The sequence below is a fragment of the Pseudomonas sp. D3-10 genome, from assembly GCF_051132175.1.
Lineage (GTDB): Bacteria > Pseudomonadota > Gammaproteobacteria > Pseudomonadales > Pseudomonadaceae > Aquipseudomonas.
Genome location: NZ_CP071668.1, coordinates 4431828 through 4455648, shown reverse-complemented (window position 1 = coordinate 4455648; position 23821 = coordinate 4431828). Strand labels below are relative to the sequence as shown.

Genomic DNA, 23821 nt, shown 5'->3' with positions numbered 1-23821 from the left:
CACAAAAAAGGCCACTCTTTCGAGTAGCCTTTCTTGATGTTTGGTTGCGGGAGCCGGATTTGAACCGACGACCTTCGGGTTATGAGCCCGACGAGCTACCAGACTGCTCCATCCCGCGTCTGTGTGGCGGCATTCTACAGGCGAACGCCAGAGTGTCAACCGTTAATAAGGGGCTGGGTGAAATAAACGACGAGTTCACCTAAATACACGAAAACAAAAGAAAATTGTCCTACAACCATCAGCAAGGGCTTAGGTTGATAGAAGCGCCATGGGGCGCAGGCGCATAAATCAGGCGTGCACAAAAAAGGCCACTCTTTCGAGTAGCCTTTCTTGATGTTTGGTTGCGGGAGCCGGATTTGAACCGACGACCTTCGGGTTATGAGCCCGACGAGCTACCAGGCTGCTCCATCCCGCGTCTGTGAGGCGGCATTCTACAGAAGATCGACGGGCTGTCAACCCTTGCTTAGGAAAAACATGTTCCGCTTCAAGCGGTTAGCCCAGGGGCAGGGCTAGGTTTCGCGCTGTGACGCAAGCCGGGCAAGGGCTGGCGCCCTATTGGCGGGCTCTGGGTGATTGAGGAAATACATCCATGTAGGAATTTTCAAGGTTCAACGAAGGATCTTTCAAAGCACTGGTGCTATATACAGGTTCGAATGAGATACTGGCGCCCCGAATCAATCCGTGTGCCGCTTCTCTCATGACGCAACGCAAAATCATCCACGTCGACTGCGACTGCTTCTATGCCGCTATCGAGATGCGTGATGATCCGCAGCTGGCCGGCAAGCCATTGGCGGTCGGCGGCTCGGCGGACCGGCGCGGCGTAATCGCGACCTGCAACTATGAGGCCCGAGCCTATGGCGTGCGCTCTGCCATGTCTTCCGGCCATGCGCTGAAGCTCTGCCCTGACCTGACCATCGTCAAGCCGAGGATGGACGCCTACCGAGAGGCGTCGAAGGAAATCCACACGATCTTCAGCGATTACACCGATCTGATCGAGCCGCTGTCCCTCGACGAGGCTTACCTGGATGTCTCCGCCAGCGCGCATTTTGGCGGCAGCGCCACGCGTATTGCCCAAGACATTCGCCGGCGTGTCTCCAATCAGCTGCACATCACCGTGTCCGCTGGCGTTGCGCCGAACAAGTTTCTCGCCAAGATCGCCAGTGATTGGAAGAAGCCCAATGGCTTGTTTGTCATCACCCCCGACCAAGTGGAAGATTTCGTCTCGGCATTACCGGTGAATAAACTCCACGGTGTTGGCAAGGTCACCGCCGACAAGTTGAACAGGCTCGGGATCACCGATTGTTCACAGTTGCGTCAGTGGGACAAGCTCGCCCTGGTGCGTGAATTCGGCAGTTTTGGCGAGCGCCTCTGGAGCCTTGCCCGTGGGATCGATGAGCGTCTGGTGCACAACGACAGCCGTCGTCAGTCCATCAGCGTGGAAAACACCTACGACGTTGATCTGCCCGATCTGAAAAGCTGCCTGGATAAGTTGCCGGAGCTGATGGAAACCCTCAGCGGGCGCATGGCGCGGATCGACAGCAGTTACCGCCCGGGCAAGCCATTCGTCAAAGTCAAATTCCATGATTTCACCCAGACCACCCTGGAGCAGTCCGGGGCCGGGCGGGATCTGGGCAGTTACCAGCTTTTGTTGACCCAGGCCTTCAACCGTGGCGGCAAGCCGGTGCGGTTGTTGGGGATCGGGGTACGGTTGGAGGATTTGCGGGGAGGGTATGAACAGTTGGAGCTGTTTGATCGGTAAGCGCTCGTTGTGGTGAGGGATAATCCCCTCACCACAGGGGAAACATCCCTCGTTCAGCCAGGTTCAACTCGCCCCTGGGTCCGCCACCAACCGTCCGCCATCCTTGGTCAACGCCTTCAGGAACTCGGTCTGCAGTTCCGGATCGTTGCGGGTCAGTTCGATCAGGCTTTGCTCCAGCTCACTGGCTTCTTCTTCAAGGCCCAGTTCCGACAGGCGTTTGACCCGGTGAACCCACTGGCTCACTTCGTCATCTTCCAGGTCGTCGTAGATCAATGCGTGGGCTTCGACCAATTTGCTGCGCAGGGTGCTGCTGATGCTCAGCGACGAGTCGGTATGCACCTCGTCCTGGGCATCCGTCACGCTGATTTGCAATTTGCCGAACTGGCTCAGGTCATGTTCGGCGAACGGGCTTTCCAGCAGGTTCAAGCGCAGCACCCCGTTGCGGTCGGTGCTCATCTCGAATGTCTGGCGGGCGGCCTTCACCTGTACCGAGCGTTCGCTCCAGGGCAGGCTCGAGTGCTCGGTGCGCTTGTCGCGCTGGATTTCGTCGATACCGGCCAGGTTTTGTTGCGCTCGACCGTTGGACGGGACGTTCATGAATGGGTTCAGGCCGGCGAAACCGTAGCTGATCCAGTCACGGGTCGCGGTGTCAGGCAAGGTGCCCAGGGCGAACACATTGACCACGTTCGCGCCGACACCGGCCACCACCGCCACCGCGCCCAGCGGGATCTCATAGACCTCGCGCCAAGGCTGGTAGGGCGTGTAGCGATCGTAGTGCCGGGTGACTTCGAATTCAGTGACCTCGAAAGTCTTTTGCTCGTTGATCCGAACCCGACGCTGCGGTAAGTCGAGCACCTTGGGCTCGCCCACATCGATCTGCAGACTATGGTCGAGCAGCTTGCGCTCGATCCGCTCTTCGTGCTCGTTGCGTTGCGACATCTGGTTGGCGCAGCCGCTGACCAGCAGGGCGCCGCACAGTGCGGCGCCCCCGAGGCCTAAGGTGTTTCGCTTGAACATGACGTCTCTATCTGGTCTCAGCGGCGGATACGAGCCTGGAGGAAGGACAGCACTTCGGCGACCGGTAGCGCTTGCGGCTCGGCCTCGGTGCGGCTCTTGTATTCCAGGTTGCCTTCGGCCAGGCCGCGATCACTGACTACGATCCGGTGCGGGATACCGATCAGTTCCATGTCGGCGAACTTGATACCGGGGCTGGTTTTCTTGTCGCGGTCGTCCAGCAGCACCTCGAAGCCAGCGGCCGTCAATTCGGCGTAGAGCTTGTCGGTCGCTTCGCGAACCTGTTCGGTTTCATAGCGCAGCGGCACCAGCGCGACCTGGAAGGGCGCCAGTGTGTCGCTCCAGATGATCCCGTTCTCGTCGTTGTTCTGCTCGATGGCAGCGGCCACCACGCGGGATACACCGATGCCGTAGCAGCCCATCTGCAGGGTGACCGGCTTGCCGTTGTCGCCCAGCACCTCGCATTTCATCGCCTTGCTGTACTTGTCACCCAGCTGGAAGATGTGTCCGACTTCGATACCGCGTTTGATTTCCAGAGTGCCCTTGCCGTCCGGGCTTGGATCGCCGGCCACCACGTTGCGCAGGTCCGCGACGGCTGGAACCGGCAGGTCGCGCTCCCAGTTCACGCCGAAATAATGCTTGTCGTCGATGTTGGCGCCGATGGCGAAATCGCTCATCAGCTCCACCGAGCGATCGATGATGATCGGCAGCGGCAGGTTCAGCGGGCCGAGGGAGCCGGCGCCGGCGCCGATGGCGTCGCGCAGCTCGGCGTCGGTGGCCATGACCAATGGGCTTGCGACGCCAGGCTGGTTGGCCGCCTTGATTTCATTGAGCTCGTGATCGCCGCGGACGATCAGGGCGATCAGCTTGCCTTCTTCTTCCGCGCGCACGATCAGGGTCTTGATGGTGCGTTCGATCGGCAGGTTGTAGCCTTCCACCAACTGGGCGATGGTCTTGGTGTTGGGTGTATCCACCAGGCGCAATTCTTCGGTCGGCGCGGCGCGGGACGTTTCCCGTGGCACGGCTTCGGCTTTCTCGATGTTCGCGGCGTAGTCGGAGCCGTTGCTGAAGACGATGTCGTCTTCGCCGGACTCGGCCAGTACGTGGAATTCGTGGGAGCCGGCACCGCCAATGGAGCCGTTGTCGGCTTCAACCGGGCGGTATTTCAGGCCCAGGCGGGTGAACACGTTGCAGTACGCCTGGTGCATGCGGTCGTAAGTAACCTGCAGCGACGCCAGGTCGGCGTGGAACGAGTAGGCGTCCTTCATGATGAACTCGCGACCGCGCATCAGGCCGAAGCGCGGACGGATCTCGTCACGGAACTTGGTCTGGATCTGATACAGGTTGATGGGCAGCTGCTTGTAGCTGCTCAACTCGTTGCGCATCAGGTCGGTGATCACTTCTTCGTGGGTCGGGCCTGCGCAGAAGTCGCGACCGTGACGGTCCTTGATGCGCAGCAGCTCGGGGCCGTACTCCTCCCAGCGTCCCGACTCCTGCCACAGCTCGGCCGGTTGGGTGCTCGGCATCAACACTTCCAGAGAGCCGGCGGCGTCCATTTCTTCACGGACGATGGCTTCGACCTTGCGCATGACCCGCAGGCCCATCGGCAGCCAGGTGTACAGGCCGGAGGCGAGTTTGCGGATCATGCCGGCACGCAGCATCAGCTGGTGGCTGATCACGACGGCGTCGGAAGGCGTTTCTTTCTGTGTGGCGAGCAAAAATTGACTGGTGCGCATGGTTGGCCGTTGTCGGTTGCTGATGACGAGAAGTGACGCAGCATTGTACGGGCGAGATGCCCTGGCGTACAGGCGCGTGGCCTGTTGCCGGATCCAGGCGCCGCTTTCTTCGGCGCCTGCTGAGCTTTCCTACGATTCTTGGGCCTACGACTCTTGGGCGGGCCGGGTCGGCGTCGATTTCGACTCCGGCTCTGACTCTGACTCCGTTCCGTGCGTCGAGTCCTGGCGGCGATTTTCCTGATACCAGTGGAGCGCGATCAGCAGCAAGGTTGGAACGCCGAGCAGGGCGGTGATCAGGAAGAAATCGTGATAGCCGAACTTTTCCACCATGACCCCGGAATACCCACCGATCAGGCGCGGCAGCAAGAGCATGATCGAGCTGAGCAGGGCGTACTGGGTTGCGGAAAATTTCAGGTTGGTCAGGCTGGACAGGTACGCGACGAATGCCGAGGTCGCCAGGCCGGAGCTGAAATTGTCCAGGGAGATGGTGACAATCAGCATCTCCAGGTCGGCGCCCATCCCCGTGAGCATCAAGAACAGGATATTGGTGGCCGCCGAGGACACGCCGCCAATGAACAGGATCGGCAAGATGCCGAATCGCACGATGAGCAGGCCGCCCATGCCTGCGCCCACCAGCGTCATGATCAGCCCGAATATCTTGCTGACGCTGGCGATCTGGTCCTTGGTAAATCCTTGGTCGATGTAGAACACGTTGGCCATGACGCCCATGACCGTGTCGGACATCCGGTATGTGGCGATCAGGCCGAGCAGCAGCAGCGCCTGCCAGCGGTAGCGCAGGATGAAGTCGTTGACGGGGGTGAGCACCGGCGCCAGGCCGCGACGGCCCATCGACGACAAGCACATGACAGTCAGGAGGATATAGAGGATGGCGCGCAGGAACGCCCGGTCCTTGAGCAGCAGGTCGAGCAGGCTGACGCCCTCGAACAGCACGCTGGCGAAGTCGGTGTTATAGAGTTGGGTGAACATGGCCGGAACCGACACCAGGAGCACGATCAGGACGAACACCGATGCGAGCTGATGGACGAAGGTATAGCGCCCGGCCTGCAACTGTGTGCGCAGTGGCACCGGAGGCTCGCGCATGAACAGTGAGGTCAGCAAGGCGGGCACCATCAGCACGCCGAACAACAGGTACGTGCCCGCCCAGGCCGAATGTTTGTAGCTGAACCCGGTGGAGCCGAAGCCCTCGGCGAAAAACAGCGCGCCGGCCGTGGCCAGCAGGGCGGCGACCCGGTAGCCGGACATGTAGCTGGCGGCCAATGCGGCCTGGCGGGTGTCGTCCACGATTTCCAGTCGATAGGCATCGACGGCGATGTCTTGGGTCGCGGAGGCGAAGGCCACTATCACCGCGATTGCGATCAGCCAGGACAGGTGCTTTTGCGGATCGCAGAAACCCATGCCCACCAGGCCCAGGATGACCAGCCCTTGGGATAGCACCAGCCAGGATCGGCGGCGTCCCAGCTTGCCCAGCAGTGGCAGGCGCCATTGGTCCAGCAATGGCGACCAGACCCATTTGAAGGCGTAGGCGAGGCCGATCAGGCTGGCGTAACCGATGGTCTCGCGAGCCACGCCGGCTTCGCGCAACCAGACCGAGAGCGTGGAAAACACCAGCATGTACGGCAAGCCGGCGGCGAAGCCAAGCAGCAACAGCACGAGCGTCGAAGGACTGGCATAGGCGGCGAGGGCGGCGCGCCAGGTTTTACGGGGCATGGGCTGGAGTCTGCCTCAAAAATTGCGAAAACAAAGCGCGCACTCTAACCGCTGTGCTCTACCGGGCGCCAGCCATGGCGCTGAATATCAACACGATTATTCAGGACACTGATCCCCTCCGTGCGCAAGCGCGCGCGTTGTTCGTCCCCTGAGGGGCTTCCCACCGGCAGGCTGATCCGACCGCCGGCACCGAGCACGCGATGCCACGGCAGCTTCGTGTCGCCGGGCAATTGGCTGAGGGTTCGTCCGACCCAGCGCGCGGCGCGGCCCAGCCCGGCCATTTCGGCGAGTTGGCCGTAGGTTACGACTTTGCCGGCAGGCACCTGTGCCAGGGTGAGGTAAAGCGTGGTGCGGCGGATCTGGGCGGCGTTCTCGGTGGCCGAAGTGGCGTCAGTCACAAGCGCGGTTCCTGAAAGTGTCCGTCTGTAGATTAATTCCTACAGGGCGGGTTGATAAATGAACTCATCTTCCATACGTGGGTCAGTCGTTGCTGAGGTGTCATCCTGGGGGATAATGCCGCCTTTTCATCGCAAACTTGAGCCCATTATCGCTTATGTTGTCCAGAACCCTGCTTTGCCTAGCTGTTACGAGCGCCTCCATGCCTTTGCTTGCCGATACCGTCTGGTTGAAGAATGGCGACAAGCTCAGCGGCAAGATCACCGTTTTCGACGGCGGCAAGTTGCTGATCCAGACCGATTATGCCGGCGCGGTCCCTATCGATTGGAAACAGGTCAAGACCCTTGAAAGCGACCAGCAGTTGTTGGTCAAGCAGGACGCTTACAGTGGCGAGAAAGCCAAGGCGTTGCAGGCGGCCGAGGATGGCAAGGTGACCTTGGCCAATGGTGATGTGCCCAAAACCGTCGAGCTGGCGAGCATCCAGCAGATTCTCAAGCCCAAGCCGGTGGTCGAGGATTTGGTGTGGAAGGGCAATATCGACGCCGCACTGGATTACCAGCGGGCGGAAAACGACACCGACGACTACGACATCGACTTCAAGACCTCGGCGCGCCACGGCAGGTGGCGGCACACCGCCGAAGGCGAATACAACCGCGAATTCCAGGACGACATAGTCTCGGCTGATAACTGGCGACTGGAGTACTCCCTCGACCGGTTCATCACCGATAAATGGTTCTGGCAAGGTCGGCTCAACTACAAGCGCGACAAAGTCGAGGACCTGGCCCGCCAGCGTGTCGTGGGTACCGGTCCGGGCTACCAGTTCTGGGACGACGAACTGGGTGCGTTCTCCCTGGGTTCGCTGCTCAACCGCACCGATTACGAGTACAGCGATGGCGGCAAGGACAACTTCTATTCCGTCGCCATGAAATGGGACTACAACCGTTACCTGATCGGCAAGCGGGTTGAGTTTTTCACCAATGGCGAAGTCGGCAAGCCGCTGTCTGGCGTGGCGGATTATGCCTACGACGCAGAGTTGGGGTTGCGCTATAAAGTGACCGACTGGGCGTCACTCAATCTCAAGGCCGAGAAAGATGTCATCGAAGGGACGGAAGACAGCGACATCAGTAAGACGCGCTACACGGCTGGGTTCGGTGTGACCTGGTAATCCCAGGCTAATCAACGAACCCTCCTGTGGGAGCGAGCTTGCTCGCGATAGCGGTGGATCAGACAGACCGCTATCGCGAGCAAGCTCGCTCCCACAGTTTTTTTGTGCCTGAAAAATCAACAGGCACAAAAAAGCCCCGCTTTTAAGGGCGGGGCTTCTTACTAAAGCAAGTACAAGTTAGATAACTTGAACTTCTTCAGCTTGCATGCCTTTCTGACCGCGGGTAGCGATGAAAGAAACCTGTTGGCCTTCTTTCAGGCTTTTGAAGCCGTCGGATTGGATAGCTTTGAAGTGAACGAACAGATCGTCACCGGATTGTGGAGTGATGAAGCCGAAGCCTTTTTCATCGTTGAACCACTTAACGGTACCGGTTTGGCGATTAGACATGGTGTAACTCCTTGAACAAAGATAACTGCGACTCAGGAAGAACCCTGGCCGAGACTGAGTGCAAAGAGCAGGAAAAATTCTTGTAGATGGTTGGATCGAAATTCAACATATCGTGTAGAGATTCTCAGTGACACAAGCAGCACAGTGACGCCACCTTAACCCTTTTTCCGGAACGTGCCAATGGTCTTTGCGAAGGTTTCTCGGTTTTAATGACTGACGGCGCTGACGGTTGCCGCCAGGGCCCGGAAATCAAGGTGGATCGGCGAGAATTGCGTCCCGCACTTTGAACCCGCCCCGCGCCCCGGTAAGATGCCGGACAGTTTTTTCCACCTCGCTATTTCAGGAAACCCGCCATGAGCATCAAATCGGACAAGTGGATTCGCCGCATGGCGCAAGAGCACGGCATGATCGAGCCCTTCGTAGAGCGCCAGATGCGTGGCGAAGGCGCCGACCGGCTGATTTCCTTCGGTGTTTCCAGCTACGGCTACGATGTGCGCTGCGCCGATGAATTCAAGGTGTTCACCAACATCAACTCGGCCACAGTCGACCCGAAGAACTTCGACGAGAAGAGCTTCGTCGACATCAAGAGCGATGTCTGCATCATTCCGCCGAACTCCTTCGCCCTGGCCCGCACCGTCGAGTATTTCCGTATTCCGCGCAACGTGCTGACCATTTGCCTGGGTAAAAGCACCTATGCCCGTTGCGGCATCATCGTCAACGTCACGCCCCTGGAACCGGAATGGGAAGGCCATGTGACCCTGGAGTTTTCCAACACCACGACCCTCCCGGCCAAGATATACGCCAACGAAGGCGTGGCGCAGATGCTGTTCCTCGAATCCGATGAAGAGTGCGAAGTGTCCTATAAGGACCGGGGTGGCAAATACCAGGGCCAGCGCGGCGTGACACTGCCGCGCACCTGATTCTGACGAGCTGTTGGAATTCCTGGGCGGGCAGGCACTCTATGAAGTGTACTGCCCGTTTTTTTGCGTCAGCCCAATGGGCCTTCGCTCAGGAGTAGCTCTATGAAGATCGATCCGCGAATCAGTGCCGAACTGGCAAGTCTTGAGCCCAATCAGATCGGCGTCCTGGCTTGGTCACTGCTGGCCCATCCTGCTGAAGCGGCAGGCGGCATCCCCGGTCAGCCAGATCCCGATACCCCCAACGAGCAGCCAACCGAACCCGGCGAACCGACACTTCCCGACGAGCCGCCTCCTGCGCCCGTAGCCTGATCACATATGGCCCGTCAGTTGAAGCGAATGCGCTTCAGCTGACGGGCCATATTTCGTTGTCGCCAATCACGAAGATCTTGCAGTCGTTGTCCTGCTCGACCCGATAGCCTCCGGTGAACGCACCGAAGGCCGGCAGCAGGCTGACATCACTACCGAGGCGGAAACACGGAAGCCGAAGCCGTTGCCGGCCTTTGCCTGTCAAGTGATAGACCGGGTGCACATGCCCGGCCAGCACATGTCGGCTTGGGTGCGGCGTGGGTTCGTGTTGCACGGCGAACGGGCCCAGCAGCAGTGGCTCGGGTACGACGCGGATATTCATTGAGGGCGGTGGATCGCCAGCGCTCTTGTCGTGATTGCCACGTATGAGCGTGATGGGAAGTCCTTGATGCCGTTCACGCCAACCGGCGAGAGCGTTCAGTGTGCCGGGGGCATGGGAACCAGGCCCGTGAAGGAAATCCCCAAGGAAAATCAGCAATCGACACGGCACGCTTGCCAGCAGTTGATCCAGCACGGCGATATTGCTCGCCGTCGTGCCGTGGGGCACCGGTTGGCCGAGGCTGCGATAGGCAGCGGCCTTGCCGAAATGTGCGTCGGCCACCATCAGGGTTTCCTGGGCCGGCCAGTACAGGGCTTTGTGCGGCAGCAGCCAGAGTTCTTCACCGGCGAGGTTGATGGGGTAGGGCGCGGGCATCAGACGGTACCTTTATCGGCGGTTCGTTCCAGTTCGCTGACCATCCGGCGGATGCGATCGGCAAGTTTTTCCGAGCTCATGCTTTCGCGGAACCGTTCCACCAATAACGGGAAGCCCAGCGGGGTGGGGCGTTTAATGATGTGCAGGTCCAGCTTCAACGTATCGAGGCGTTCCAAGGTCTGCTCCAATCGGCGTATATCCAATTCTTCGCGCAGGACCTCCTCGCCGGCCTGGGCCAGCAGCAGGTTATCGGCGTCGTATTGCTTGAACACTTGAAAAAACAGTCCGCTGGAGGCCTGGACTTGCCGTGTGCTCTTCGGCGCGCCGGGATAGCCGGCGAATACCAGCCCGGCGATTCGGGCGATCTCGCGAAAGCGCCGCAGCGCCAGTTCTCCGGCATTCAGGCTGGCGAGCACGTCCACCAGCAGATTATCGGTGCGCAAGAGCCCCGGGTTCAGGTGCGCTGACCAGTCCACTTCGGTGGCGCTGAGCAGTTCCAGTCCGTAGTCGTTGACCGCGATGGAAAATGTCACCGATTGTCGCTGGCTGACGCGCCAGGCCAGCAGGCTGGCAAGCCCGAGGTGAACCTGGCGCCCGGCGAACGGATAGAGGAACAGGTGCCAGCCCTCCCGGGACTTGAGCGCTTCGGCCAGCAACGTGCCCTGCGTGGGGAGGCCGGACCAGCGCAGTTGCGTCGATAGCAATGGTTGCACGGCGCGCATCTCCGGGCCGTCGAAATGGCCTGCGGCGGCCTCGCTCAGGCGTGCTACGACCGCGGCGGCAAGTTCGCTGGAAAGTGGCATGCGGCCGCCGTTCCAGCGTGGCACGGCAGCTTTTTTCGCCTGGCTGCGCCGCACGTAGGCCGTCATGTCTTCGACCCGGACCAGTTCCAATAACCGCCCGGCGAAGAGAAACCCGTCGCCGGGACGCAGCCGCGCGATAAAACCTTCTTCCACGCTGCCCAAGGTTTTGCCGCCCCCGCCCTTGCTCCAGAACTTCAGCTGCAGGCTGGCGTCGCTGACGATGGTGCCGATGCTCATGCGGTGGCGCCGGGCCAGGCGTGCGTCAGGCACGCGCCATACGCCGTGCTCGTCCGGCTCGACCCGTCGATAGTCAGGGTAGGCCGTCAACGAGAGTCCACCGTGGCGCACGAACGCCAGGGCCCATGCCCATTCGGCAGGGTTCAAATCGCGGTAAGCCCAGGCGCCACGCACCTCGTCGAACAGTTCGTCGGGCCTGAAACCGCCGCCCAGGGCCATGCTGACCAAATGCTGGACCAGCACGTCCAGGGGTTTGTGCGGCGATTCCCGGGGCTCGATGCGCCGCTGCGCCACGGCGTCCTGCGCGGCGGCGGACTCGATCAGTTCCAGGCTATGGGTCGGCACGAGTGTGATTCGCGAGGTCCGTCCCGGCGCGTGGCCGGAGCGTCCGGCGCGCTGCATCAGCCGCGCCACACCCTTGGCCGAGCCGATCTGCAACACCCGTTCTACCGGCAGAAAATCCACCCCAAGGTCCAGGCTTGAGGTGCACACCACCGCTTTGAGCTGGCCATCCTTGAGGGCTTGTTCCACCCAATCCCTGGTCTCGCGGGACAACGAGCTGTGATGCAGCGCGATCAGCCCGGCCCAGTCCGGACGTGTCTCGAGGATCGCCTGGTACCAGATTTCCGACTGCGCACGGGTGTTGGTAAAGACCAGGCAGCTGCTGCTGGCGTCGATTTCGGCGACGACCTGGGGCAGCATTTTCAAGCCGATGTGCCCGGCCCAGGGGAAACGTTCAAGGGTCGGCGGCAACAGCGTATCGACCTGTAGGGCCTTGGCGTTGGCGCCCTGCACGCTGGCACCATTGCCTTGTGGGATAAGCACCTGTTCGGCGTGGGCCTGGTTACCCAGGGTCGCGGAGACTCCCCACACAATCAGCCCCGGATGCCAGCGCCGCAGGCGGGCCAGGGCCAGTTGCAGCTGCACGCCACGCTTGTTGCCGAGCAATTCGTGCCATTCATCCACCACGACCATGCGCAAGGTCGAAACGGCGGTTTGCGCGTCGGCGCGGGCCAGCATCAGGGTCAGGCTTTCCGGGGTGGTGATCAGCGCCGTGGGCAGGCGTCGGCCTTGGCGGGCGCGTTCGTTCGCGCTGGTGTCACCGGTGCGCAGGCCGACGGTCCAGGGGATCTGCAACGGGTCGAGGGGCGCTTGAAGTGCCTTGCCAGTATCAGCGGCCAGCGCGCGCATCGGCGTTATCCACAAGACTGTCAACGGCTCGGCCGCAGGTTTGCGTTTTCGGGGTTTGTCCGGCGGCGGCACGGCGCGGGCGAAACGGTTGAGAGCGGCAAACCACACGGCGTAGGTCTTGCCGGCGCCGGTGCTGGCGTGCAGCAGCCCCGACTCGCCGCGCTTGACCGCGGCCCACACATTTTTTTGGAAAGCGAACGGCTTCCAGCCCCGGGCGTCGAACCACTTTTTTGCGAAGTTGCTGGATGTCGCCATGCGTGCCGTGTGCGCCCTGAAGGTCCTTCTTCAGTGACCACGGCAGGAGATGAAGGTTTATTTGATCGACTGGTCGGGCACGGACCTTTGTGGGAGCGAGCTTGCTCGCGATAGGGCCAGCTCAGGCAGCATCGATGGCGACTGGTCTATCGCCTTCGCGAGCAAGCTCGCTCCCGCAGGTATTGCTGTGTTTAAGACTCGTTGATTGAACGCCAGCGGGAGCAAGCTCCCTCGCCACGGAGGGGAGTTATTTCAGATTGCCGCTGAGGAACTGCTTGAGTCGCTCGCTCCTGGGGTTGCCCAGCACGTCTTGCGGCGCGCCTTCTTCTTCCACCAGGCCCTGGTGCAGGAACAGCACCTGGTTGGAAACCTTGCGGGCGAAGCTCATTTCGTGAGTCACCATGATCATGGTGCGGCCTTCTTCCGCCAGGCCTTGGATCACCTTCAACACTTCTCCCACCAGCTCCGGGTCGAGGGCGGAAGTCGGTTCGTCGAACAGCATGACTTCCGGCTCCATCGCCAAGGCGCGGGCAATCGCCACGCGCTGTTGCTGCCCGCCGGACAGGAACGCCGGGTATTGCTCGGCGACGCGGGCCGGCAGGCCGACCTTGTCGAGATAACGACGGGCGCGCTCGTCGGCTTCCTGCTTGCTGACGCCCAGCACCCGGCGTGGCGCCATGGTGATGTTTTCCAGCACGGTCATGTGGCTCCATAGGTTGAAGTGCTGGAACACCATGGCCAGGCGCGTACGGATGCGTTGCAGCTCGTCGGCATCGGCCACGCGCATGCCGTGATGATCCTTGATCAACTGGATCGACTGGCCGTCCAGGGTCATGGCGCCGTCGTTGGGTTGTTCGAGGAAGTTGATGCAGCGCAAGAAGGTGCTTTTGCCCGAGCCGCTGGCGCCGATCAGGCTGATCACGTCGCCGGTCCTGGCCTTGAGTGAAACCCCTTTGAGCACCTCGTGCTGGCCATAGCTCTTGTGCAGGCCTTCGATGGTCAGTTTGTACATGGAACAGGCATCCTCAAGGCGAAAGTAAGTAGCCGCTGCGGTAGGCTTCGGTTCCGGCGACATGGGCGATGACCATGCCGGCGGTGGCCATGCGGCGCAGCGAGCGGGCATAAAGCAGCCCGGCGTTGCGGCAATGAACGGGCGTGACGGTGTCGTTGACCGGGTCGATGATTTCGGCGATCAGTTGCCCCGCCTCCATGTACTCGCCGGGCAGGGCGTTGTACACCAGCAGCCCGCCAACCGGCGTCGCCACCGGTTCGACGGCCGCCAGCGGCGTGGCCGGGTAGGGCAGGTCGGGCAACGGCACCGGTTCGCCGTCGATGGCGCCGTAGTGGATCAGGTACTCGATCAATGCCTGGCAGTCGAGGCTCGCCAGGCCGTGGTTGACGTCACCCTGGCCGCGCAGTTCGACGGTGACCGAAAAGCTTCCCAGGGGAATCTCGAATCGTTCGCCAAAACGTTCCTTGAGTTGCCACCACAGCAGCGTGAAACACTCATCGAACGACTGGCCGCCCGAGTCGGTGGCCAACAGGCTGGCCTCGGCGCCGATGTAGCGCGCCAGCGGCTCGACCTGCGGCCAGGCTTCGGGGGTGGTGTAGAGGTGGGCCACGGCTTCGAAATCGCAATGCAGGTCGAGCACCATGTCGGCGTCGCAGGCCAGCCGCTGCAGGACCAGGCGCTGGGATTGCAATTGCGTGCTGGCGCTCTGGCGGCTCAGGGCATCGCGCAGGCTGGTACGGATCAGCATCAGGTTGTGCTGCGGGTCGTCGGTCAGCAAGCCTTCGATTTCGTTGCCGATCTCTTCGCTCAGGTCGACGAACCGGCGGTTGAAATTCTGCCCGCTCTCCAACTCATAGCGACCCAGCGGCACGTCCATCAGCACTTGTTCAAGGCCGATGGGGTTGGCGATCGGCACCAGCACGATCTCGTGTCGCAAATGGCCGGAGGCCTCCAACTCGGCCAGGCGCTGCTTGAGGTGCCAGGCCACGAGCATGCCGGGCAGCTCATCGGCGTGCAGGGACGACTGGATGTAGATTTTGCCATCGGCCTTTTCCGGGCCGAAGTGAAAGCTGTGGATCTTGCGTGCGGTCCCCGGCAGCGGGGCCAGCAGGTCATGTATCTGGTGGCGCATGTGCGTGTATGTCCTGGAACGGAAGCCTTAGTGGGTTGGCCCGAGGAAGGCCAGCCAGCGGCGTTCGGCGAGGCGGAAGAGGCCCACCAGTGCAAACGTTATGGTCAGGTAGATCAAGGCGGCGATCCCGAACGACTGGAACGTCAGGAACGTGGCCGAGTTTGCATCCCGCGCGACCTTCAGCACGTCTGGAACGGTAGCGGTGAACGCCACGGTCGTCGAGTGCAGCATCAGAATCACTTCGTTGCTGTAATACGGCAGCGAACGACGCAGGGCCGACGGCATGATCACGTAGGCGTAGAGTTTCCAGCCGGTCAGGCCGTAAGCCTTGGCCGCCTCGACCTCGCCGTGGTTCATGCTGCGAATGGCCCCGGCGAAAATCTCCGTGGTGTAGGCGCAGGTGTTCAAGGCGAATGCCAGGATCGTGCAGTTCATCGCGTCGCGAAAGAAACTGTCGAGCATGGGTTGGGCGCGCACCGCCTCGAGGCTGTAGATGCCGGTGTAGCAGATCAGCAGCTGAATGTAGAGCGGCGTGCCACGGAACAGGTAGGTGTAGAACTGCACCGGCCAGCGGACGTAGAACCTGGGTGAAACCCGGGCGATGGACAGCGGGATCGATACCACGAAGCCGATCAGCAACGAAGCGCTGAGCAGCCACAGAGTCATCGCCAGGCCCGTGATGTTGACGCCGTCGCTGTAGAGAAACGGTCGCCAGTATTCCTGCAGGAGTTCGATCATCGCACCGCCTCCCGGGCTCCGGCGGCGTAGCGCCGTTCAAGCCAGCGCAGGATGATATTGGACGCGCTGGTGATCATCAGATAGATCAGCGCCGCGAGCACCAGAAAGTAGAACAGCTGGTAGGTGCTCTTGCCGGCGTCCTGGGCCGCCTTGACCAGGTCAGCCAGGCCGATGATCGACACCAGCGCGGTGGCCTTGAGCATCACCATCCAGTTGTTGCCAATGCCCGGCAGGGCGAAGCGCATCATTTGCGGGAACACCACGTAGCGGAAACGCTGGCCACGCTTGAGGCCATAGGCCGTGGCCGCTTCGACCTGCCCGCGAGGCACCGCGAGGATCGCGCCGCGAAAGGTTTCGGTGAAGTACGCGCCATAAATGAAGCCCAGGGTGATGACCCCGGCGCCGAATGGGTTGATCTCGATGTATTCCCATTCCATGAAATCGGTAAAAGACGTCAGCCAGGTTTGCAGGCTGTAGAAGATGAGCAGCATCAGCACCAGGTCGGGTACACCGCGAATCAGCGTGGTGTAGAGCTGGGCTGGAACACGCAGCAGCTTGACGCTGGACAGCTTGGCGCTGGCGCCCAGCAGGCCGAGCAGAACGCTTAACAATAGGGACAGGGCAGAGAGCTTGATCGTCATCCAGGTGCCTTGCATCAGGAGCGGGCCAAAGCCCTGCAGGCTGAAGGCCGAGAGCCCCAGATTTTGTAGGAGTTGTTCGAACATGGAAGATTGCCTTGGGCAGAAAAAAAGTGCCCACCCGAAACCGGGTGGGCACTGCGCATTATTTGCCGCTGTACAGATTCAGATCGCCAAAGTGTTTTTTCTGGATTTCGGCGTACTTGCCGTCGTCGTGTAACGCTTTGATACCTTTATCCAAAAGCGCCTTCAGCTCTTTGTTACCTTTCTTGATACCGATAGCGGTCTTGGAGGGCAGCAGTTCGCTGTCCACTGGCTTGCTGACTTCATAGCCTTCGCCTTTTGGCGACTTCAGGAAGCCCAGCTCAGCCTGGAGCATGTCCTGGATCGCGGCATCGAGGCGGCCGGAGGTCAGGTCGGAATAGACCTGGTCCTGGTTCTGGTAGGCCTGGGTCTTGACGCCAGCCTTGTCCAGCACGGTCTTGGCGTAGGTTTCCTGGATGGTGCCTTGCTCGTAGCCAACGGTCTTGCCTTTGAGCGAGGCAACGTCTTCGCTCAGGCCCGAACCTTTCTTGAATACATAAGCCGTTGGGCCGGAGAACAGTTCGTTGGAGAAGTCGATGACTTTTTCGCGGGCCGGGGTCACGGTCATGGACGAGATCACGCCGTCGAATTTATTGGCCTTGAGGCCTGGGATCATGCCGTCGAAATCGCTTTCGACCCATTTGCATTTGACCTTCAGTTCTGCGCAGATCGCATTGCCCAGGTCGATGTCGAAACCGACCAGATTGCCGTCGGCGGCCTTGGATTCGAACGGGGCGTAGGACGGGTCGACACCAAAACGCAGTTCCTTGTATTCCTTGGCCGTGGCAGCGCCAGCAGCCACGCACAATGCCAGTGCAGAAAGGGTCAGCAGTGCTTTTTTCATTATTGAGTCCCTAAAACCAATTTGAGCGCTTGTGGCGCGTTGGATTGTTACCGGTGAAGGTCTGAACGGTATGACGGCATAAAGGTAGCAATTTCCGAACCATAGTGCCGAACAAGTGTTTTAAAAGCACTCGCGGCAGGTGACGGAACGCGATGGTGCGCGGGGATGAGCGTACATCAAAAAGCGCACCGGGATGGAGCGTGCGCTGTTTGGAAAAACGCTATGGCAAAAGACGAACGGTTTTTTGTGGCGAGGGGTGTTATTTCAGCAAGTCCTGAAGGGTTGCCAGTGTGTCGGCCTCATCGACGCTCTTATCCTGGCGCCAGCGCAACATTCGCGGAAACCGCACCGCGATCCCACTCTTGTGGCGCTTGGACAGGGCGATGCCTTCAAAACCCAACTCGAACACCAAGGTGGGGGTGACGCTGCTCACCGGGCCGAACTTTTCCACGGTGGTCTTGCGCACGATGCTGTCGACCTGGCGCATTTGTGCATCGGTCAGGCCTGAATAAGCCTTGGCGAACGGCACCAGCGTGCGTTCGCGACTGCCCGGCGGGTTGTCCCACACCGCGAAGGTGTAGTCGCTGTACAGGCTGGCGCGTCGGCCATGGCCGCGTTGGGCGTAGATCAACACGGCATCGACGCTGAACGGGTCGATTTTCCATTTCCACCAAACGCCCATGTCCTTGGTCCGCCCGACGCCGTACAGCGCATTGCGGGCCTTGAGCATCATGCCTTCGACGCCGAGGCTGCGTGAGGCTTCGCGCTGGCGGGCGAGGTCGAGCCAGTCCCGGCCGGTCACGACGGGCGACGGCAACAGCGCGGGGCTGTGGCAGCGGGCGACGAGGGTTTCCAACTGTTCGCGACGCTCGGCCTGGGGCCGGCTGCGCCAGTCCTCGCCTTGCCATTCCAGCAGGTCATAGGCCATCACCACCACGGGGGCGTCTTCGAGGATCTTCTTGCCCAGGGTCTTGCGACCAATGCGTTGTTGCAACAAGGCGAAGGGTTGCACCGCAGGTTGCAGTGGCGCCTGCGGGTCGAAAGCGTCGTCGGTGACTGACTGCGGCGCTTTCCAGACGACGATCTCGCCGTCGATTACCGTGCCGTCGGGCAACGCCTGGGCCAGTGGGTGCAGTTCCGGGAATCGTTCCGTGACCAGGTCCTCGCCTCGGGACCAGATCCACAAGTGGCCGTCGCGCTTGATCACCTGGGCGCGGATCCCGTCCCATTTCCACTCAACCTGCCAGTCACTGGCTGGCCCCAGCAGGGTGTCGAATTGCTCCGCCGGTTGCGACAGGGCGTGTGCCAGGAAGAACGGATATGGCTGGCCGCCGCGCTGGGCATGTTCATCGTCGGACTCGGCGGCGATCAGCTTGAGGTAGCTGGCCGCCGTGGGACGATGGGACAGATCGGTGTAGCCCACCAGTCGTTGGGCCACCCGTTTGCTGTCCAGCCCGGCCATGGTCGCCAGGGCACGGGTCACCAATAGCTTGGACACACCGACGCGGAAACTGCCGGTGATCAGCTTGATGCAGAGCATCAGGCTCGACCGGTCGAGCTGCGCCCACAGCGCCGGAAGCCGTTGAGCCAGGACCTCGGGCGACTCACCGCGCAGCGGCAACAGTTTCTCTTCGATCCAAAGCGCCAGGCCCTCGTCGCTGTTGTGGGTCGATTCGGGAAGGACCAGAGAAATGGTTTCGGCCAGGTCGCCCACGGCCTGATAACTCTCCTCGAACAGCCAGAGCGACAACCCGGACACCCGGACCGCCAGCTCACGCAGGATTTTCACCGGCACCAGTTGCCGTGGACGGCCACCGGAGAGGAAGTACACAGCCCAGGCGGCATCTTCCGGCGATGCCTTGCCGAAATAATCCTGCATGGCGGCCAGCTTGGCGTTGCTGGAGGTGGTGGCGTCCAGTTCGGCATACAGCTCGGCGAAGGCTTTCATGGTGCCTCCTCGCCGCTGACGGGTGCCTGGGCGAGGTCTTCTTCATCGTCGCCGTACTCGGTGGTGAAACCCTGGGCGTCGAGACCTTGTTCGCAAAGGTGGCGCACCAGCACGGCGACCGAACCATGGGTGACCATGACCCGCTCGGCGCCGGTCTGCTCGACGGCCCAGAGCAGGCCAGGCCAGTCGGCGTGGTCGGACAACACGAATCCGCGGTCCACGCCGCGGCGCCGACGGGTGCCGCGCAGGCGCATCCAGCCACTGGCGAAGGCGTCGCTGTAGTCGCCGAAACGACGCATCCAGCTGCTACCGCCGGCGGAAGGTGGAGCAATGATCAGCGCCTGGCTCATGATCGGGTCGTTCTTTTTGAAATCGCCCGCATAAAGTGTCGGCGGCAGGTGAATACCTGCTTCTCGGTACACCCGGTTCAACGGTTCCACCGCGCCGTGGGCGAGGATCGGCCCGAGGCTGTCATCGATGCCGTGGAGAATCCGCTGGGCCTTGCCGAAGGAATAGCAGAACAACACGCTGGCCCGGCCGGCGGCAATGTTCCCGCGCCACCACTGGTTGATCTCATCAAAGACTTGCGCCTGGGGTTGCCAGCGATAGATCGGCAGGCCGAAGGTGGATTCGGTGATGAACGTGTGACATTTCACCGGCTCGAACGGTGCGCAGGTGCCGTCGGGCTCGACTTTGTAATCGCCGGAGGCGACCCACACTTCGCCTTCGTATTCCAACCTGACCTGGGCCGAGCCCAGCACATGCCCGGCGGGATGAAAGCTCAGCGTTACGCCGTGATGCCGCAGGCGTTCGCCATAGGGCAGGGTTTGCAGATTGATGTCCTGGCCCAGCCGGGAACGGAGAATGCCTTCGCCGGGGGCCGCTGCGAGGTAGTGCTGGTTGCCGCCGCGTGCATGATCGCCGTGGGCGTGGGTAATCACTGAGCGTTCTACCGGGCGCCAGGGGTCGATGTAGAAATCTCCGGGCGGACAGTACAGGCCTTCGGGGCGGGCAATGACAAGATCCATGCGGTCACCGGGGCGATGGGCTTGTCAGGTAGAGGCGGGGGCGGGGGGAGAAGTTCGATCGGTTTTCAGAGGACGGACTGACGCCATCGCGAGCAAGCTCGCTTCCACAGCGGCTTGGTGTGATGCGGAAATACGGAACTCAACACCGCCTCATTGTGGGAGCGAGCTTGCTCGCGATGACAATTTTCAACTCACCGCAAATCTCAAAGGCCGTTCCAGGTTATTTTCCAGGCACCAACGTCAACCGCGCCTTGCCATACCCGCGATCAAAGTTCTGTGGTTGCATCGGCAGGCTTTGATACTGCGCCTTGATCCACGGATCGATGCCGTTCACATAGTTCGGGCTGGCCGGGTTCCCCGATTGACCGGCGCCGCCCTGGATCGTCAACGGCTCGGGCTGGCTGAAATCGACGATCAAGCGCAGGGCCGGCGCCAGGGCGGTGTTGAAATCCTGGCCCCAGGCGAATGCGGCGGCATTGAGCGTGGTGCCATCACCGCCAGCCGCCAACGGCCCACGTACGACTTGGCCGCTGGTGTTTTTCCACTCGTAGCGGTGCAGTTTGCCCCACTGCCAAGTGGTGTGATCGCTGCCCAGTTGGCTCTCGCCGACAGTGATGGCCGCTGCCAGGCTGCGAGCAAGGATCACGGCCTTGTCTTCTTTCTGCGGGGTGCGCACGTCGTCCCAGAACGGGCTGTCCTCGCGGCCGAGCAGGTGATCGGCCTGGGCCGAGTAGGACCGTTGGCCGTTCGCGACCAGTGCTTTCCAAGCTGGGCTGCTTTCCGGACCCAGTTCATCGAGGAACGTCTGCTTCATGCTTTCCTGCAGGAACAGCTCGTAGATCGCCGCGTCGGTGGACACCGGGCTGAGCCTGCCGTCGAACGCCATCAGGCGGGTGTAAGCCTCGCGAGCCTTGGCCCGGTCCGCCACCGGCAGGGCTTCGATCGCCTGTTTCAGCGGCTGGGCCATGCCTGGGGCTTCGAAGACTTTCTTGAGTTTGGCTGCGAACGTCGTGGTCTGGTCATATTGCATGGCGCTCAGGCTGCGGGCGTCGTGCTTGCCGGCGCCGGCCAGTTCGGCCAGGCGCTCGCCACGCTCCGGCGCCGCCCAGGAGTTGGACAATTGCATGCCGTAGCCATGGGGAATGACCCGCTGGTTGGTAGTGCCGAGCCAACCCTGGACCGGGTCCTGGTCGTAGGGGTGCAGCATCGGGTCGGCATAACCGTCCCAGTCATAGCGACCCTCCCAGCCGGGCGATGGCAGCAATCCTTCGCCTTCACGGCGGTTGGGGTAGCGGCCGGTCACTTGCCAGCCGATGTTGCGCGCGTCGGCAAACACCATGTTCACCGCCAGGGCGCGAATCTCCCGGCTGGCATCCGAGGCTTTCTCGATATTTCGCGAGCGTGACAGATCGAAGAACGCATCCAGGGTCTTGTCGTCGGTGAAACTCGGCAACTGCAAGGCCAGCCCCAGACCGTTGGCCATGGCCGGGCCTTGGGCGCTGTTGAGCAGGGGGCCGTGGCGGGTCTCGTACACGGCTTCACGAATAGATCGTTGACCCTTGATGAAATAGGTTTCGTTGCGCACGGTCGCCGGCTGCCATTTGCCGTTCAGTTCGTAGGACAGCCCGTTGCCCTGGCGTCGGATCTTTTCCAGGAACAGGTCTTGGTTGTCACCAAGGACGCTGGTCATGCTCCACGCCACGTGGCCGTTGAAGCCGGCCAGGATCATCGGAATACCCGCCACGGAAAGCCCGGCCGCCTGGTACTTGGGCGCGCGGATCTGCACCGGGCTCCAGAGCGACGGCACGCCCAGCGGGCCATGGCTGTCGCTGGCCAACAGGCTTTTACCGTTGCGGCTGCGTTGCGGGGCGATGGCCCAGTTGCTCGAAAACGCTGCGCCCAACAGATTCAGGTCGGACAACTGGGCGCCAGCCTTGCTGATTTGGTCCAGGCCGGGCACCTGGCCATTGAGGCGGACGCCCTGAAGTTTATCGGCTTCCGCCAGAGGCAGCGGTTCATCGGGGTAGGACGGGCTCAGCCAGGCCAGTTTGTCGTTTGTGACGGTCTGGGCCAGCACCAGGGTGGCCAGCTCTTCCGGCAAGTTGGCCGACTGGCTGAAATTCAGCAGGCAGAACAGCAGCGCCGAGTCTTCCGGCTTCCAGTATTCGGGCTTGTAGCCGGTGGCAGCCAAGTCCGCCGGCAACTTGTCGCGATAGCGGAACAGGTAGGCATTGACGCCCCGGGCATAGACTTCAAAGAATCGCTTGAGGCGCGGCGATGACGCTTTATAAAGCTCGTCGGCGTTTTTCTTCAGGTTCACCGCCCGCATGTAGCGGTCGATATCGAGCCGTTCGGCCCCGGACATTTCCGCCAGCCGACCTTGGGCAAGCAGGCGCAGGGTCGCCATCTGCGTGATCCGATCACTGGCGTGGACATAGCCGAGGGCGAACAGGGCGTCGTGGAAACTGTTGCTTTCGATCAACGGCATGCCCATGGCGTTGCGCCGGACCGAGACATTCTGCGCCAGCCCCTTGACCGGTTGCACGCCGGTGGTAGGCGGGACAGTGTCCTGGGTATTCCAGGCCTGGCAACCGCTCAAACCGAGCACACTGGCCGCTGCTGCGGCTACGCCGAGCTTGGGAATGAGGGAAATAAAGGCTGGCGAGGCCATGGCAAAGCTCCTGCGGGAGGGGTGGCACCAATAAAGGCGCTACGTTAGTGAGCAGGAAGGGGCCGCGCAAGCGGGCGGAGGGGTTATTTGTTGATTTGGCGATGAAGCCTGCGGCGAAGCCCGCAATCCGCTGAACACGTGGCGATGAAGCGGCCCCTCGCCACGGGCCGATCGACGACTTGCTCGTAGGGAACGGTGATGTTCAAGTGGTGCAAAATCCAACGATCGATCATGGGAAATCCGACATGGATCTACAGAAAAACGCGGCGCTGATTCTTATCGATCAACAAAAAGGCATCCTCCACCCCAAGCTCGGCCCCCGCAACAACCCCGAGGCGGAGCTGCGCATGCTTGAGCTGCTTGCCCGCTGGCGGAATTCGGCGCGGCCTGTCATCCATGTCCACCATCTGTCCCGCTCTGAAGACTCGGTGTTCTGGCCCGGGCAATCAGGCGTGCAAGTCCAGGAACGGTTCGAGCCGATGGCCGGGGAGCGGTTGGTTCAAAAGCAGGTGCCGGATGCGTTCTGCGGCACCTCCCTGGAGGCGGATTTGCGCGGTGCGGGAATCGGGCAACTGGTGATCGTCGGCGTCGCGACGAACAATTCGGTGGAGTCCACCGCGCGGACGGCCGGCAACCTGGGATTCGATACGTGGGTGGCCGAAGACGCCTGTTTCACCTTCGACAAGGCCGATTACTTCGGCAATGCCCGTTCGGCTGCCGAGGTGCATGGGATGTCCCTGGCTAACCTGCACGGGGAATATGCGACGGTGGTCAGTGTGATGCAGATTCTGCAGGCGGGGTGATGGATGGGGTACAGGGCGGCCTCATCGCGAGCAGGCTCGCTCCCACAACATTCTTAGGCGGACTTTGAATCCTGTGGGAGCTAGCTTGCTCGCGATGACGGTCTAACAGGCAAAAAACTTTTTAGCCATCAAGCCCCGTGGCACTTCTTGAATTTCTTGCCATTGCCGCAAGGGCATGGATCGTTGCGGCCCACATCCTTCAAGGCATTGCGCACGGGCTCTTGGTGGGCGTGGCCGCAGTTCGGGCCATGGACGTGGCCGTGATCATGGTCGTGGTGGTCATGATCGTGGTTGCAATCAGGGCCATGGACATGGGGTTGCTGTGTCATCGG

21 protein-coding genes and 2 tRNA genes are annotated in these 23821 nt (G+C 61.4%); 5 read left to right on the top strand and 18 right to left on the bottom strand.

Going from position 1 to position 23821, the window contains the following annotated elements; translation table 11 throughout:
- Nucleotides 1–41 precede the first annotated feature (41 nt).
- Nucleotides 42–118: transfer RNA gene (locus J3P90_RS20030), tRNA-Met, on the bottom strand.
- Between the two features lie 220 nt (nt 119–338).
- Nucleotides 339–415, bottom strand: a tRNA-Met gene (locus J3P90_RS20025).
- 282 nt (nt 416–697) lie between these two features.
- On the opposite strand from J3P90_RS20025, the gene dinB reads away from it, so the two are divergent.
- Nucleotides 698–1759 carry a DNA polymerase IV gene (gene dinB, locus J3P90_RS20020; protein ID WP_420764295.1) on the top strand — a complete coding sequence of 354 codons (1062 nt, stop codon included), beginning with the start codon at nt 698–700 and terminating at the stop codon, nt 1757–1759.
- Nucleotides 1760–1822: 63 nt separating this feature from the next.
- On the opposite strand, the gene J3P90_RS20015 is transcribed toward dinB, so the two are convergent.
- The 4 genes from J3P90_RS20015 to J3P90_RS20000 form a co-directional block, all read right to left on the bottom strand.
- Nucleotides 1823–2776: a hypothetical protein gene (locus J3P90_RS20015; protein WP_434609900.1), complete on the bottom strand. Its 954-nt coding sequence runs from the start codon at nt 2774–2776 to the stop codon at nt 1823–1825.
- Nucleotides 2777–2793: 17 nt separating this feature from the next.
- Nucleotides 2794–4509, bottom strand: coding sequence for a proline--tRNA ligase (locus J3P90_RS20010; RefSeq protein WP_420764297.1), 1716 nt, complete (start codon nt 4507–4509; stop codon nt 2794–2796).
- A 144-nt stretch (nt 4510–4653) separates the two neighbouring features.
- Nucleotides 4654–6237, bottom strand: a complete 1584-nt coding sequence (locus J3P90_RS20005) for an AmpG family muropeptide MFS transporter (protein ID WP_434675286.1) — start codon at nt 6235–6237, stop codon at nt 4654–4656.
- A gap of 44 nt (nt 6238–6281) precedes the next feature.
- Nucleotides 6282–6635 carry an MGMT family protein gene (locus J3P90_RS20000; RefSeq protein WP_434562610.1) on the bottom strand — a complete coding sequence of 118 codons (354 nt, stop codon included), beginning with the start codon at nt 6633–6635 and terminating at the stop codon, nt 6282–6284.
- A 155-nt stretch (nt 6636–6790) separates the two neighbouring features.
- Between J3P90_RS20000 and J3P90_RS19995 the strand changes: the two genes are divergently transcribed.
- The gene (locus J3P90_RS19995; protein WP_420764300.1) at nt 6791–7798 is read left to right on the top strand and encodes a DUF481 domain-containing protein; all 1008 of its coding nucleotides are present in this window, start codon (nt 6791–6793) and stop codon (nt 7796–7798) included.
- A gap of 177 nt (nt 7799–7975) precedes the next feature.
- Here J3P90_RS19995 and J3P90_RS19990 read toward each other — a convergent pair whose 3' ends face one another.
- On the bottom strand, nt 7976–8185 hold the full coding sequence (locus J3P90_RS19990) for a cold-shock protein (RefSeq protein ID WP_002554837.1): 210 nt from the start codon (nt 8183–8185) through the stop codon (nt 7976–7978).
- A gap of 353 nt (nt 8186–8538) precedes the next feature.
- On the opposite strand from J3P90_RS19990, the gene dcd reads away from it, so the two are divergent.
- Together dcd and J3P90_RS19980 are read left to right on the top strand one after the other, a co-directional pair.
- Nucleotides 8539–9105: a dCTP deaminase gene (gene dcd, locus J3P90_RS19985; protein WP_017126297.1), complete on the top strand. Its 567-nt coding sequence runs from the start codon at nt 8539–8541 to the stop codon at nt 9103–9105.
- Nucleotides 9106–9207: 102 nt separating this feature from the next.
- Nucleotides 9208–9414 (top strand): hypothetical protein, encoded by a 207-nt coding sequence (locus J3P90_RS19980; protein ID WP_420764301.1) that lies wholly within the window; start codon nt 9208–9210, stop codon nt 9412–9414.
- Between the two features lie 34 nt (nt 9415–9448).
- Here the strand turns inward: J3P90_RS19980 and pdeM are convergent, their stop codons facing one another.
- From pdeM to J3P90_RS19930, 10 genes are all read right to left on the bottom strand, one after another.
- Nucleotides 9449–10105, bottom strand: a complete 657-nt coding sequence (gene pdeM, locus J3P90_RS19975) for a ligase-associated DNA damage response endonuclease PdeM (RefSeq protein ID WP_434675285.1) — start codon at nt 10103–10105, stop codon at nt 9449–9451.
- Complete coding sequence (locus J3P90_RS19970; protein WP_434675284.1) at nt 10105–12591, bottom strand: ligase-associated DNA damage response DEXH box helicase; 2487 nt, start codon at nt 12589–12591, stop codon at nt 10105–10107. The genes pdeM and J3P90_RS19970 overlap by 1 nt, the downstream gene beginning before the upstream one ends.
- 247 nt (nt 12592–12838) lie before the next feature.
- A complete protein-coding gene (locus J3P90_RS19965) occupies nt 12839–13603 on the bottom strand; it encodes an ABC transporter ATP-binding protein (protein WP_434675283.1) in 765 nt (254 codons plus the stop codon).
- A gap of 13 nt (nt 13604–13616) precedes the next feature.
- Complete coding sequence (locus tag J3P90_RS19960; RefSeq protein ID WP_434675282.1) at nt 13617–14735, bottom strand: succinylglutamate desuccinylase/aspartoacylase family protein; 1119 nt, start codon at nt 14733–14735, stop codon at nt 13617–13619.
- A gap of 27 nt (nt 14736–14762) precedes the next feature.
- The gene (locus J3P90_RS19955; RefSeq protein ID WP_434562618.1) at nt 14763–15473 is read right to left on the bottom strand and encodes an ABC transporter permease; all 711 of its coding nucleotides are present in this window, start codon (nt 15471–15473) and stop codon (nt 14763–14765) included.
- Nucleotides 15470–16198, bottom strand: a complete 729-nt coding sequence (locus tag J3P90_RS19950) for an ABC transporter permease (RefSeq protein WP_420764307.1) — start codon at nt 16196–16198, stop codon at nt 15470–15472. Before J3P90_RS19950 ends, J3P90_RS19955 begins: the two co-directional genes overlap by 4 nt.
- A gap of 58 nt (nt 16199–16256) precedes the next feature.
- Nucleotides 16257–17039, bottom strand: a complete 783-nt coding sequence (locus tag J3P90_RS19945; protein ID WP_434609912.1) for a transporter substrate-binding domain-containing protein — start codon at nt 17037–17039, stop codon at nt 16257–16259.
- A 259-nt stretch (nt 17040–17298) separates the two neighbouring features.
- Nucleotides 17299–18987, bottom strand: coding sequence for an ATP-dependent DNA ligase (locus tag J3P90_RS19940; protein ID WP_434675281.1), 1689 nt, complete (start codon nt 18985–18987; stop codon nt 17299–17301).
- Nucleotides 18984–20015 carry a ligase-associated DNA damage response exonuclease gene (locus J3P90_RS19935; RefSeq protein ID WP_434562624.1) on the bottom strand — a complete coding sequence of 344 codons (1032 nt, stop codon included), beginning with the start codon at nt 20013–20015 and terminating at the stop codon, nt 18984–18986. Before J3P90_RS19935 ends, J3P90_RS19940 begins: the two co-directional genes overlap by 4 nt.
- 220 nt (nt 20016–20235) lie before the next feature.
- Entirely contained in the window at nt 20236–22686 is a 2451-nt protein-coding gene (locus tag J3P90_RS19930; RefSeq protein WP_434675280.1) for a penicillin acylase family protein, read from the bottom strand.
- A 245-nt stretch (nt 22687–22931) separates the two neighbouring features.
- Here J3P90_RS19930 and J3P90_RS19925 point away from each other — a divergent pair, with 245 nt between their 5' ends.
- The gene (locus J3P90_RS19925) at nt 22932–23489 is read left to right on the top strand and encodes a cysteine hydrolase family protein (RefSeq protein ID WP_434562628.1); all 558 of its coding nucleotides are present in this window, start codon (nt 22932–22934) and stop codon (nt 23487–23489) included.
- A gap of 128 nt (nt 23490–23617) precedes the next feature.
- Here the strand turns inward: J3P90_RS19925 and J3P90_RS19920 are convergent, their stop codons facing one another.
- Nucleotides 23618–23818, bottom strand: a complete 201-nt coding sequence (locus tag J3P90_RS19920; RefSeq protein WP_034146774.1) for an SEC-C metal-binding domain-containing protein — start codon at nt 23816–23818, stop codon at nt 23618–23620.
- Nucleotides 23819–23821: the final 3 nt, after the last annotated feature.